11 protein-coding genes and 1 pseudogene are annotated in these 12,899 nt (G+C 38.3%); 8 read left to right on the top strand and 4 right to left on the bottom strand.

The genetic code is table 11. From position 1 onward, the window contains the following. Positions 1-115: 115 nt before the first annotated feature. A complete protein-coding gene (locus V7K48_RS22470) occupies positions 116-1,681 on the bottom strand; it encodes a hypothetical protein (RefSeq protein WP_335075495.1) in 1,566 nt (521 codons plus the stop codon). Between the two features lie 872 nt (positions 1,682-2,553). On the opposite strand from V7K48_RS22470, the gene V7K48_RS22475 reads away from it, so the two are divergent. The 5 genes and pseudogenes from V7K48_RS22475 (at position 2,554) to surE (ending at position 7,320) form a co-directional block, all read left to right on the top strand. Then, the gene (locus V7K48_RS22475) at positions 2,554-3,087 is read left to right on the top strand and encodes an LLM class flavin-dependent oxidoreductase (protein WP_335075497.1); all 534 of its coding nucleotides are present in this window, start codon (positions 2,554-2,556) and stop codon (positions 3,085-3,087) included. Positions 3,088-3,265: 178 nt separating this feature from the next. Next, positions 3,266-4,093, top strand: a complete 828-nt coding sequence (gene ssuC, locus V7K48_RS22480; protein WP_335075499.1) for an aliphatic sulfonate ABC transporter permease SsuC — start codon at positions 3,266-3,268, stop codon at positions 4,091-4,093. A 140-nt stretch (positions 4,094-4,233) separates the two neighbouring features. Then, positions 4,234-5,004 (top strand): ATP-binding cassette domain-containing protein, encoded by a 771-nt coding sequence (locus V7K48_RS22485; RefSeq protein ID WP_335075501.1) that lies wholly within the window; start codon positions 4,234-4,236, stop codon positions 5,002-5,004. A gap of 307 nt (positions 5,005-5,311) precedes the next feature. After that, a pseudogene (locus tag V7K48_RS22490) lies at positions 5,312-6,255 on the top strand (D-2-hydroxyacid dehydrogenase). Positions 6,256-6,639: 384 nt separating this feature from the next. Further along, positions 6,640-7,320 carry a 5'/3'-nucleotidase SurE gene (gene surE, locus V7K48_RS22495; protein ID WP_335075503.1) on the top strand — a complete coding sequence of 227 codons (681 nt, stop codon included), beginning with the start codon at positions 6,640-6,642 and terminating at the stop codon, positions 7,318-7,320. A gap of 332 nt (positions 7,321-7,652) precedes the next feature. On the opposite strand, the gene V7K48_RS22500 is transcribed toward surE, so the two are convergent. After that, a complete protein-coding gene (locus V7K48_RS22500) occupies positions 7,653-7,952 on the bottom strand; it encodes a hypothetical protein (RefSeq protein ID WP_334973779.1) in 300 nt (99 codons plus the stop codon). A 478-nt stretch (positions 7,953-8,430) separates the two neighbouring features. On the opposite strand from V7K48_RS22500, the gene V7K48_RS22505 reads away from it, so the two are divergent. The 3 genes from V7K48_RS22505 (at position 8,431) to V7K48_RS22515 (ending at position 10,593) form a co-directional block, all read left to right on the top strand. Continuing rightward, positions 8,431-9,054: a hypothetical protein gene (locus V7K48_RS22505; protein ID WP_335075505.1), complete on the top strand. Its 624-nt coding sequence runs from the start codon at positions 8,431-8,433 to the stop codon at positions 9,052-9,054. An 87-nt stretch (positions 9,055-9,141) separates the two neighbouring features. Continuing rightward, entirely contained in the window at positions 9,142-9,795 is a 654-nt protein-coding gene (locus tag V7K48_RS22510) for a PAP/fibrillin family protein (RefSeq protein ID WP_335075507.1), read from the top strand. Positions 9,796-9,870: 75 nt separating this feature from the next. Then, a complete protein-coding gene (locus tag V7K48_RS22515; protein WP_335075509.1) occupies positions 9,871-10,593 on the top strand; it encodes an MGMT family protein in 723 nt (240 codons plus the stop codon). A 73-nt stretch (positions 10,594-10,666) separates the two neighbouring features. Here V7K48_RS22515 and V7K48_RS22520 read toward each other — a convergent pair whose 3' ends face one another. Continuing rightward, the gene (locus tag V7K48_RS22520; RefSeq protein ID WP_335075511.1) at positions 10,667-11,326 is read right to left on the bottom strand and encodes a hypothetical protein; all 660 of its coding nucleotides are present in this window, start codon (positions 11,324-11,326) and stop codon (positions 10,667-10,669) included. Between the two features lie 687 nt (positions 11,327-12,013). Then, positions 12,014-12,409: a hypothetical protein gene (locus V7K48_RS22525; RefSeq protein WP_335075513.1), complete on the bottom strand. Its 396-nt coding sequence runs from the start codon at positions 12,407-12,409 to the stop codon at positions 12,014-12,016. Positions 12,410-12,899: the final 490 nt, after the last annotated feature.

Below are 12,899 nucleotides of genomic sequence, written 5' to 3' on the forward strand. Positions count from 1 at the left end.
TGAATTAAAAAATAAGTGAAGTTATTCGCTACTTTAGTCAGCTAAATAATACAGTTTTCAGAATAACCGGCAAAACCACTCTTTTATCTCTTTTGTTAAGTGAAAAATTTATTTATTATAAGTTTAAAATCTCTAACTTATTAGTCAAGCTAGATGGTTCAACATTAATCTTCTTAGCATTTTTATCTAGCATATTTAGTACAAGATAACCTTGGGTATATTTGTCTGTTTCCATGAAAAATCTCTTTATTTCATTTACTTTTGCTTTCCAACCTTGAAAATAACATATAAATTTATTGTTTTTATTCTCTACAATTATTAAATTTATGTATACAGGTTTAGGTTTAAAAACAGATTTTTCTTGAGCTTTAATATCATCGTCTGTAAGAATATTTGTTTTTTCATACTTAACCTTTACATCTTTTGATAGAAGTTGCATTTTAACCACTGCTGGAATCGTATCCCCAATTACAAAAATTGGCTTATTTTTTGGCTCTAATTGTTGTAATTTATTACCTAGTTGTTCCGCTGTGTAAGAGTATTTCTTCGACATTGGTACAGGATAGGAATATTTATAGCTTATCAAAACAGAACATATTAAAATTGCTGTGAGTGCTACTCCTGTCTTTCTATTATTTTTTACAAAGGATTTTACTGTTGGGAAAATATCTGTTAAGAAAATTGCAATACTAATTGCTACAACAGGAGATAAATAGATAAAATGACGGGCTGGAGCAGCATTTGGTAGCCAAAATATATAATTTAATAAGACTGTTGGTAAGATAAAAAATAGATTTGAATAACTCCGTTTATACACCAAATAAATGCAGGATATCAAAAATATCAAACAAATTAAAGGATTTAAGCCCCAAATAAAAACTAGGTTACCACGCAAAAAATTATCAACATATCTAACAGGATTATTCCATGATACAAGTTGATCAAGTATTCCATTCTTTTCTTGACCAATAATCTCTGGAAGTTTCGATTGCATCACTTTAAAAATAATTATTGGAAAAACACTATATAAAATGAAAGTAGAAACAATCTTTTTAAAAGGATACTTTTCGAGAAAAAGACAGGCTGGAATTAGAGGAAACATTAATATTGCATCAAGCCTGAACATTAAACATAAAGCAAAAGCAGCAACAATTAGGATATCCAATAAAATTAATTTATTCCATCCTAATCTCAATGATCTTAGGAACGAACGATAACCAATTAAGGCTAATCCTATGAACATGAATAATATAGCTCCAGTCATGGGATGTCCATATTGGCTGGTTGCCCTCCAAACTGGGATTAATATTAGTAGTAATATATTTGCTAATAGGGCTATAGTTGTTCCCCAATATCTTCTAACTAAAAAGAAGAAAGGGATAACCATCAAAATAGCAATCAAGGCATTTATATAGTTCATAAAAGGAATTATCAGAGCCAAATTTGTTTTAAAAATTGGCCTAAAAAAATCTAATAATCCAAAGTATGCAAAAGAGATATCACGACCATAAAGCATACTGCTTCCTAATGGTTTATTAGATGTGATCGAGTCAATAATACCCATTGCCATCCGGTAAGTATCTCTCTCACCAAAAGTATTTTTATATACAATTGATAAGTAAAATATACTAGCTAACCCTAGTAAAGCTATAATTAATACAGGTGTATTATTTTTTTTCATAACAGTTCAGTAGCAGGATTCATTGTAACTTTACCATAGAGAGTTAAATTCCAAAATATTTTTAAGTAAAAATTGAGTTATATCAAGTAACCAGCCCTTTGAAGCTGTCTAATATACATTTTTTTATCAGCTAAAATTTTAGAAATATGGGGCTTTTTTTGAGTTAGGTGTGCTTTGGCTGTTTTTTCTCTGGATCTCATGGACGATAACAAAAAGCTTTCAACTTAACCCTCTTCTATCAAATTGGCGAGAGAATAATCTATAACCCTTATCGGATAAGACTTTTACCTGAAACTCTGATTTTAGCCATTCTGTTAGAAAATAAACGCTCAAATTCTGGCTCTATCTAAAGTTGAAAAAGTCGCTCTTATTTTTCTTTTTCTAAAGTGATTAAAGAGGGCTAATTTGGCCAGCCAAATGTTTGAGAACTTTCGATAAAGTGAAACACCTATTTCTTTAACTGATGCCTTCTGTGAAGATTGTATCTATCAATACATATCACCAGATTTTTCCTTTAACCATTTGCGTTCGGATATGAGCCGTGTATCCAAACTCTACTGCTAGGTCACAGACTTCTCTGTAACCATAACCTTTATTCAAGCATAGACCTTGTGGAGTAGACTTTGAAGATGAAGGTCATCCGACAATATAAGCTTTTGACAAAACTTGTATTCTCCACGACAGCCATCTTTACTCCAAAAGTGTAATGATTACCAAGATTATCTGCAAAAAAGTAAATTTTGGGGGTAGTTATTTTTTATGAATCGTTAATCTACACTGGTTTTTTAAATAATTTCCTGTAAAATACTGATTAAAAACTACGGTAATTGTGTCGAGTTGCAGTAGTTTAAAGCCCTTATACCCTGACAAACATGCAAATTCTCTGGTTTATTCCGACTGGATCTGATGACGGACGCTATTTAGGCACAAATATTGGCTCTCGTGTTGCCACACCTGATTATTTGCAGCAAATTGCCCAAGCTGTGGATAATTTAGGCTACACGGGCGCATTGTTACCCACAGGGAGTTCTTGTGAAGATGCTTGGATAACTGCTGCCGCTTTTATATCTGTCACCAAGCAGATGAAATTTCTGGTGGCAATTCGCCCAGGAATTACTTCCCCAGGTGCTGCTGCACGGATGGTGCGGAGTGGTGCTGGTACGGCCCTAGTTGGAGATCCCGACACCGTTATCGCTAGGATGCTGGAATATCGCAATTTGGGCATAGAAACCTTTGTGTTCTCTGGATATCCCCATTTAGAAGAAGCGTATCGCACTGCTGAATTATTATTTCCCCGTCTACCTTTGCAGAGCGAACTTACACCGCTAACACCACCAGTCTTGAGTACTGTTAGCGAAATACTTGCCAATAAAAAATTTGCTAAACAACTAACGAATGCCTCATGACTATGCCAATTTTAAATTTTGAATTTGGGAGCCACTGCGTTGCGGGGGTTCCCCGTGTTGTAGCAAGTGGCGTAATTTTGGATTAAGCAAAAACACCAAATTTAAAGTCTAAAATTTGATGCTTCTAGATTTATCCTTGTGGACAATCTAAAATCTAAAATCTAAAATCCAGAATTCCATGACTATTACCTTTAAACACACCAAAAGCAACAATAATATATCCCTGAGCGAGGTGTTAGACAACCCGCAAATCGAGAAAATAGTTCCCTGGATTGTGCCTGTTCTAGTGGTAGTACTTTGGGAACTTGCTTCCAGAACTGGTTTCCTCTCAACTAGAATTTTACCAGCCCCTAGTGGTGTAATCGCTACAGCGATTAAACTAGCCTCCACTGGAGAGCTTTTTCACCATATAGCAATTAGTGCTGGGCGGGCGATATCTGGTTTTATAGTTGGTGGCAGCATTGGGTTCGGTTTGGGATTGCTCAATGGCTTTTCCCGTGTAGCAGAAAAGTTATTAGATAGTTCCCTGCAAATGCTCCGCACTATCCCTAATTTGGCATTAATTCCGCTGGTAATTCTCTGGTTTGGTATTGGCGATCAAGCCAGATTATTTCTAGTGTCTATAGGGGTATTTTTCCCGTTATATCTCAATACATTTCATGGCATCCGTAGTGTTGATCCAGGACTGATTGAGATGGGAAAAGTCTATGGATTGAAAACACCACAACTTCTGTGGCAAATCATTTTTCCAGGAGCATTGTCTTCGATTCTAATTGGTGTCCGTTATTCCTTGGGGATTATGTGGCTGACATTAATTGTGGCAGAAACGATCGCGGCAGATTCTGGTCTTGGTTATATGGCAATGAATGCCCGTGAGTTTATGCAAACCGATGTTGTAGTCTTAAGTATTGTGATCTATGCGTTGCTGGGTAAATTAGCAGATGCGATCGCTAGAGGATTAGAAACAAAATTCTTGGCTTGGAACCCAAATTATCAAAAGTCATAAATGCTAAAGTTACCAAAGTCAAAAGTTAAAAGTTCTGGATTTTAACTTTTGACTTATATTCATTTTGAATGTGATTTGCTTTCTTCAACGTCTCATCAAATAATTAAATCCCGATTGTTCTAAAAAAGGAGATTTTGCAAGTGAGTTCTAATATACAAGGTACACAACTAAGTATTTTGGATTTGACGAAGGCTTTTGATAAGAAAACTGTTTTAAACTCGCTGAATTTAGAAGTTCAAGCAGGTGAGTTTGTCGCTATTGTCGGACGTAGTGGTTGCGGTAAGAGTACCTTATTGCGTCTTGTGTCAGGATTAGATAAAGCGACTTCAGGCGGAATACTACTAGATGGAGAACCCCTGCATAGACTCAGCCGCTTTGTAACAGTGATGTTTCAAGATCCCCGCTTACTGCCGTGGAAGCACGTTGTTCAAAACGTGGGGTTGGGTTTGGAAGGTAATTGGCGGGAAAAAGCTTTGTGGGCACTTGATAAAGTCGGACTCAAAGATCGGGCTGATGAGTGGCCATATGTCTTATCTGGTGGACAACGGCAACGGGTGTCATTGGCAAGAGCATTAGTCAGTCAGCCCCGTTTGTTGTTGTTAGATGAACCTTTGGGAGCATTGGATGCTTTAACTCGCCAAGAGATGCAGAGTTTGATTGAGAACTTGTGGCAAGAGCGGAGATTTACTGCGTTTTTGGTTACTCATGATGTGGAAGAGGCTGTGGCATTGGCAGACCGAGTAATAGTGATTGAAGAAGGACAAATTTCTCTTGATCTGCCTGTGAGACTTTCACGCCCGCGAGATAGAAGTAGCGAAATGTTTGTCAATATCAGAGAAGCAATTCTCAAGCGAGTAATGAGCTATGAAGGTACTCAGCCAAATAACCAATTGTTGCAGTTGAGTAGTTGAGATTTAGCTTTCATTAGTTGATTAATATAATGCTTGAGGTAGCTGCGGTAAAATAGGCTACTTCGAGACTTAAGATTGCTAATATGACAATTTTATATGATTTATGAAAATAATTTTTTTATAACAAACCACAGAGACGCAGAGAACGCAGAGAGAATAAAGAGGGATTTTCAAGAATGATTTAGGATTGTTAGAGTTGAGTATATTCTAGTGTTGAAAGGGATTGTTAAATATTATGGTAGCATTTTTGTTTCTAGGGATTTTATCTATAATACAAAATAATTATCAACATTTGTATTAGTAGGAAATAGATGTTGTAGAGGTGGATAGTGAAGGCAATCTCGATGGTGATGCCAGTGATGCAGAAGTTTATGTCAACGGATTTTACCTGAAAACCTCTACCTTTGACAAAGTACTGACAGCAGCACCCAAGCTGCGTTGGCAACAGTCACCGAGTGCTGGCGTGAATCACATCCTCACACCAATTTTTTTACAAAAGGGCATTATCCTCACTAATGGTGCAGGGGTTCACGCAATTCTGATTTCAGAATTTGTCTTGGGATTCATGCTTTATCACGCCAAGAATCTGCGGAAATTGCAAACTTTGCAGGATGAACACACTTGGGTAAGAGGAGTATTTCTTGAAGAGTTGGCAGACGCGACTTTATTAATTCTCGGCACAGGAAATATCGGTCAAGCGATCGCATCGCATCCCGCGCCAAAGCCTTTGGAGTTCAAGTTTGGGGTAGTCGCCGCCATCCGGAACCTCTACCAAATTTTGACAAGGTTGTGGGTGCTAATGAATGGCGTAGTTTACCGCCGTAGGCATCGCTCCTGCCAGCAGCCGACTATGTAGTAGTTGCTACACCACTGATTCCAGAAACTAAAGGCTTGATCGATGAAACTGCATTGCGCTCTATGCGTCAATCTGCATACCTAATTAATATTGCTCGTGGTGGAATAATAGATGAAACTGCATTACTTACCGCACTACGTGAGGGATGGATTGCGGGGGCTGGATTAGATACGGTTGCAACCGAACCTCTGCCGCCGGAAAGTCCCTTGTGGTCATTGCCGAACGCCTTTATCACACCCCATTATTCAGCCCTTTCACCACGCTTGAGAGAGCGTATAGCACAACTGTTTATCGATAATCTCAAACGCTACCAAAGTGGTCAGCCCTTGCGGAATGTCGTAGATAAGCAATATTTTTTCATATCTGCAAGTAGCTTTTCCTGCTGTACCCATTGATGCGTGATATCTGTATTTTTCTGATATTTTAGCTAAATCAGGGCTTACCCATTCAAAACCTGAAACCTCAATTCCTGCAAACCCAATACACTTGGGTTAAGGAAATTTATCTGTTAAAGCAGGCAGGGGAGGCAGAGGGAGAGAATAAAAGCTTAACTCAAGCGTATTGCCTCCTAACCTACGTCACTTGCTCCACTTGCAGAGAAGTCGAAGAGGCTGTGCTATCGTCCTGTCCTTGGTGTCTTCCCTTTTCTCCGAGACGCTTTAACGCATGGGAGAAGACCGCACCCCTTAAAAGGGAGGATCTGAAAAGTCCCCTTTTTAACGGGGTTGGGGGATATTTTATGCATAAGTCCTATAAATCTATATCAATATAATATATATATGACCATAATTTTAACTAACGACGACGGCATTGACGCCCCCGGTATCCAAGCTCTGCTCAAAGCTGTAAACGGCAAAAATGCTATTATCGCTGCTCCTGTTGATCATCAGTCTGGCTGTGGACATCAAGTTACTACCACTCGTGCTATCAATCTCCAGCGACGTTCTGAGACTGAGTATGCGATCGCAGGCACTCCCGCTGATTGTGTGAGAATTGCCATAACACAAATTCATGCAGATGTCAAATTTGTCCTTTCAGGTATCAACGCTGGGGGTAACTTGGGAGTCGATGCCTACATTTCTGGCACAGTGGCCGCCGTGCGGGAAGCAGCAATGCATGGTATTCCCGGAGTTGCCATTTCCCAGTATCGCAAAGCCAAGCAGAATTTTGATTGGGATCTGGCCACCAAATTCACAGCCAAAGTTTTAGCGGACTTACTCAAGCGTCCCCTAGAACCGGGAAGCTTCTGGAATGTGAACTTACCGCATCTGCAACCAGGAGAACCAGATCCTAAGGTGGTGTTTTGCCAAGCCTGTATCAAACCTTTGCCTGTCAACTACCGTATTGACGGCGATGATTTTTATTATGTAGGGGAATATAGCAAACGCGATCGCACTCCTGGTAGCGATGTGGATGTATGTTTTTCCGGCAATATCGCCGTAACTCAGTTAAGGGTTTAACATTCAGTTAACAGTTACTAGTTAATTGTTACCAGTTTTTAGGCTATTAAGAATTACATTAGAGTTAGCGAGTCTTCTTCCAAAGGGAGACGCCAAAGGCGATAGCGTAGCGTAAAGCCTTCTCTACGAGAGGCTGCGCCAACGGCATGGCTTCTCTACAAGACGCTGCGCGAACGCTTAGAGCGAGTCATCCATCGTCCCTTGCGCGTCTCGCAGAGAGCGTCACGAGCGTCACTACGAATTACGTTAGCGCAGCAGTAGCGAGTCCGTGTACTCCTGGGGAGAAGGAAGCTAGCAAAAGCGTCTCGTAGAGAGCATCATTACAAATTATTTTAGTCATCTAATGCTTGAATTAAAGACATAAACCGATCTACAGTTTGTGTCAGTTGGTTGAGTTTTTGCAGTGAATCATGCTGAGATTCAGCAAGAGTCTGTACAGCATCACACAACGCGACAATTTGATAGCCTTGCTGTTGCACCTGCTGTCCCTGTGCTTCGACTTGGATACTGAGAGTCTCCAATCTTTCTGCAAGACGCTCAATTGTCTCAGTTGTAGAGAGTACTGCTTCTCCAATTTGCTCAACAATAGATTCCAAGCGATTGATTTTTACTTCGACTCCTGCTGAAATCATTTCTTTACACCCTAATTTTGAGAGAGCATCTTAGTCATATTCCTAATACAAATTGAAATAATTAATCTCAGTACAAAAAGTTTTGTTTACCAAAAACTTAATTAAGATTCAGTAAATGTATGGTTAAAATGGATACTTTTAATCAAGTTAAGTTTCTAGTCTAATTAAGTCTCAGTAATTATACCCTTGTTGCTTAACATTTGGTGCGACAATTCACCAAACACTAGTAACAAACATTTACCTAAGTGTAATTTATCTAAATTAGGAGTTAAAGTTTACTATTTATGCTTCAGTACAGTCAAAATTGAAGCGTTATTTGGACATTGGGGAGAGCTTGTAGGACTATTAATCTTATGGCTATTGTTTGTGCGATCGCGATCGCTATCAAAATTCCTGATCCAGTCACAATTTTCAAGGTTTTGAAATCTGCTAAAGTTTCAGTGGCACTGAACACTAATTTCAAAAAAAGGAGAAAAATATGCAGTTTCTCAAAATTGTTCTTGTCGCTCTCGCGTTGATAGTGAACCTGGTAATTGCTCAACCCTCTTGGGCAGGCAAGGATTTTACTAAGGGGGCTGATTATGCTGAGGTAACTCAGGCGCTCAATCAACTTTTAACTGTAAAGGATACACCTGAGCAAGCTGGCTATACACCTGAACAATTCCAGCAGCGACTAGCACAATTGCAGTTTCAGAAAAATGTCATAGAAACAGCTAGGAAACGGGCGCAGTGCCGTAATGAAACTGGAAAGACGTTGGCTGTCTATGCTAATAAACCAAAAAAATCTCCAACCCAACTCTACTTCCTGGGCGCAGGAACAATCACAGATGATGATTGGGATTGCGATGGCATTTACTTACCCGCAGGTTCTCAAGTGGTTCTAGGCCCGAACGCTCAATCACAAGAACTGACTCAACCAATCGCCGTCAAGTTTGTCGATGGTACACAGTCTATTGCTAGAATCAATCCAGCCACTGGTGCAATTGAATTGAATATTGAACCTGCCAAAGTATTCAAGGCAGGTGAGAGCAGCTGGTTGCTCCCTACTTTATCCCAAGCAGATATTGATATGCATATTCCCACCCCACAACTCATTGACTAATCTTATCTAGATAATTCAACTTTTATGCCAAAAGTGCATAAAAGTTGAACTAAAGCAATAGAATATGTAAAGGAAAATCTTCAACCATTGAATAATCAACTTTTAATTAAGGAAAAATTACAAGACAAGCTTGAGAAGATTCAAACTAAGAGCGATGGATCTCCGGTTACCGATTTGAAGTTAGACAAAACCTTAGCTGAAGAAATTGAACAATTGACGACGGAACTGGAGAGTGTCAATCCCAATATCTATCCTCTTCTCTATGCTACTTCTTTGCTTGAGGGAGCTTGGCAACTGCAATACTCCACTGCGAGAGAAATCCGTTCTTTAATTTCTCTTCCATTGGGATTAAAGCTGGGTAAAGTTTATCAAGTGATCGATGTTGCAAATAAATCGTTTTTCAATTTAGCTAAAGTTAAACATTCTCTGGGGCTAATATCAGGATATGTCAAAGTGACAGCTAGCTTTGAGCTAGCCAAAGAAGATTTAGAGCCTCAACCGAATAAACGTCTCAACGTTTATTTTGACAAACGCTACCTATCGATTGAAAATATTGTTGGCATAAATACCCCTCAACTCAACGCATTTAAGGTTGTTCCAGCTAATAATCCTACTAGCAGAACTGCTACACTGGACATTACCTATTTAGATGAAACCTTAAGAATTGGACGTGGAGGAGATGGAAGTTTATTCATTCTTAGTAAATCCAATGATTTATCTGATTTCACCTCCTCAAGTTGAAATTGATCGTGCTGCTGAGTGAATATGCCTCTCTCAATAATGCATCTTTTTACCAAGATAAAATCAGGCTCTGCGATGGTAGAGCTTAAAACATTAAATTTAAAAATAGGTTATGGGATAGAAGGAGATATTAATGCCGATCCTATAAGTCCCAGGCAAGTTTTAATTGTTAGGTATGAAGATATTTTAGACTTATCAATTAATCCAGGAGAATTGCGAGAAAATATTGTGATTATGGGTATAGAATTTGATAATTTTATCCCTGGATCTCTGCTAACCTTTGAAAGTGGTGCAGCAATTCGTCTAACTTTTCACTGCGAACCATGTAAGCGAATAGCCCACTTGGTAGAATCATTAAAAAGCATCCAAGGTAAAAGAGGAATTTTAGGCGTAGTGATTAAATCAGGTGAAATCCAGGTTGGTAGTAATTTTCGGGTTCAAGCTAATAAATTTCCAGCATTATCTGAAAATCCCTATGAACGATTCCTAAATTTTATCATCAAAATTCCAAGTGGGAAAATAGTTACATATAAACAGATAATCAAAGGCATGGGAGTAGATAATAGCTATCTAAGAGCTATTCCTACATATCTGAAAAAAACCTCGATCGCGGATTATCCCGTACATAGAATATTAGACTCTAAAGGTTATTTGATAAGTTATGTAAGCCAACAAAAAAGCAAGTTGGAAACTGAAGGTATTAAGGTTTTATTTGAGGTAGATTTGAGCAACTTAAACAAAAGTTTTGTAGATATTAAAGATTATTTATGGGAGAATGCTCCTATATATCTAGAATAGATATTACTAATGTAATTTTCATGGATATTTACAATATTATCCTGTATTTGGGAAGGCAAAATGCTTCGTTTAATCAAGATAATTCTTGATTTTTGATTTGTTTGGATGTAGCTTCCATAAAATCGATAAAAACTTTTATGAGCTTATGAATTCCCTCGCTACCTCCTGCAATTAAACCTCCTGTCAGCAATGCATCTAAACAACGGAAAATCACTACTTGAATTGGATTATCTAAATCAATAACTACAAGTGGCTCGATTGATCGAATACCTGTTGCGCTCATTAAAAGACCGAATAAAAGGGATGTCCATAGAGCAATTGTTCGTGTATCAGATTTATAAGCTGTTCTTTGGCGCTCTTTTTCATTTAAATCATCCATTTGTGGTTTGAACATTTGTAATGATTCTTGTTGGTTTTGTGTAAAGTTTTGGATAATTTGCTGTTCTAAACTCATTCCTTCAGGCGGTAATCCACTGATTTGATTTGATTCCAAAGAAGGAAACTGTTTCTGTTGGACTTCCATATTTTTTATCTTTTCAGATATTAGAGCCTTTTCTTGCTGAATACTAATATCTAATTGTTCGACAAATGGCCCCCGCCAAGTAGTTATAAAAACTTCTAAAGAACGCTCTAACAACAAAGAAATAAATAACTCTAAGGTGAGTAACTGGACAATATCATTAAGTCCAAATGATTTTAAAATGAATGGTTTAGATGATAACCAAGTTGACAAAGTTACTACTAGAAAGCTAATAATGATTAACAGAATAAATAGAGGAGATTCTGGAGAAAGCTTTAGCAACGTATCTATACTCCTGTTTGATGTCACAATATCTAACACAGCCTGGAGGTGAAAACTACACCTACTGAGTTACTTAACAACGTTAATTTGATAGAACAGTAAATAATTTATTACCTGACCCTTTTTTCAAGAGTGTGATCGGCTACGCCACTGTGAAAGCGATGTCTTCTCTGCCAGACGCCACGCGTAGGTTGCTTAAGAGTGGGGATACGACGAGCTATTCGGTGTCGCACCTTGATGGTAGCAGGGTAATTTGATAGTTCGTGACACCAGAGCTACGCTAGCTAAAAGTATTGCTATACAAGCATTCCAGAAGTAATACCAGGCTTCAAATGCACTACTGTGCATAGGGCGATCGCGCTTGCTTCCCTCGCTTTTCTCTCAGAGAAATATGAAAAGGTGCATTGGGGAAAGGGGGGCAACGCTAGAGCAAGCAGCAATGTAGCACCAACTAAAAACCCCTCTAAGGTTGAAGGGGTTAAAATAATTTTTGGTAATGCGATGGTGATTAGGGGGAGATAGCAGCTTTTCCTGACCGATGACGCATTTTCTTGTTAAAGCAATCAGATGATAGTACAGCATTTTATAAATCCGTTATCAACCTCTGCAAAGTTGTATTTAGTAAGACAAATTATTAGTGTCGCCGAATGATATCAGCTGCGACTCGACAGCGTTTAGGTAATTTGTATCATACAAAGCTTGTGCTGGTAATTTTTTAGCGTTGACAGCAGCCTTAACCACATCTAGTGCAGTCAGGCTTCCTGTTTGGTATTGAGATACCAAAGCACTACCACTAGGAATACCCTGTGCTTTTAGGTTACCTTGATAAGCTAGAAATGCAGCTTCAAAGGGTTTGAGGTAGCTGACGTTTCTAGAATGAGTAAGTAAATTGTTAGAGTTAATAGCTATAGGTTCGCCACTATTGTTAGTAGCTGTTTGAGCACCACCGATTCCAGGTAATAAAGCAATAGAAGCAACAATGAGTACAGAATCTATCAAGGTAGAGAATTTCATAAGGTTATCCTTAGTTAGAGTAAAGTGCAATTAGTGTTATTGAGTAATAGAGTCTTATTTTTTTTCAGTTTCAACTTCCTGCACTCAGGTCACCTGAATGGTTGATTTGTTGCTCACCCATTCAGGTGATCTAATTAGTGCAAAAACTGACTAAGTAAGCCGGGAAAAAAAGACAGTTATGTAACAAATAGTTAAGCAAAAAGAATGTTAAATCTGATACATAGCATACTGTAGTTCCCCTTTTCTCCTCTGGTTTGAACTCTGGTCAGAAATACCCTTAAACAGCTGCCCATATCCCTGTTACCTTGGTAGACACATTATACGTATTTACTTATTTTTATAAAGTTATTTTTTTACCTTATCTACTTACGAGGTTTTTTATCAACTCATCAGATCACAGCGTAAGAACATCCATCTTTGGGATAGTCTTTCTTTTGATTGAGTATTAACTCCCTAGAGATAGAGCCACTTGCCGATCACAGAGGTTATG

Origin of the sequence: Nostoc sp. (genome assembly GCF_036919615.1) — a bacterium.
Taxonomy (GTDB): Bacteria; Cyanobacteriota; Cyanobacteriia; order Cyanobacteriales; family Nostocaceae; genus Nostoc.

Coding starts and splice junctions, on each gene's coding strand:
- V7K48_RS22470 (WP_335075495.1), bottom strand. CDS start 1,681: ATGAAAAAAAATAATACACCTGTATTAATTATAGCTTTACTAGGGTTA.
- V7K48_RS22475 (WP_335075497.1), top strand. CDS start 2,554: ATGCAAATTCTCTGGTTTATTCCGACTGGATCTGATGACGGACGCTAT.
- ssuC (WP_335075499.1), top strand. CDS start 3,266: ATGACTATTACCTTTAAACACACCAAAAGCAACAATAATATATCCCTG.
- surE (WP_335075503.1), top strand. CDS start 6,640: ATGACCATAATTTTAACTAACGACGACGGCATTGACGCCCCCGGTATC.
- V7K48_RS22500 (WP_334973779.1), bottom strand. CDS start 7,952: ATGATTTCAGCAGGAGTCGAAGTAAAAATCAATCGCTTGGAATCTATT.
- V7K48_RS22505 (WP_335075505.1), top strand. CDS start 8,431: ATGCAGTTTCTCAAAATTGTTCTTGTCGCTCTCGCGTTGATAGTGAAC.
- V7K48_RS22515 (WP_335075509.1), top strand. CDS start 9,871: ATGGTAGAGCTTAAAACATTAAATTTAAAAATAGGTTATGGGATAGAA.
- V7K48_RS22525 (WP_335075513.1), bottom strand. CDS start 12,409: ATGAAATTCTCTACCTTGATAGATTCTGTACTCATTGTTGCTTCTATT.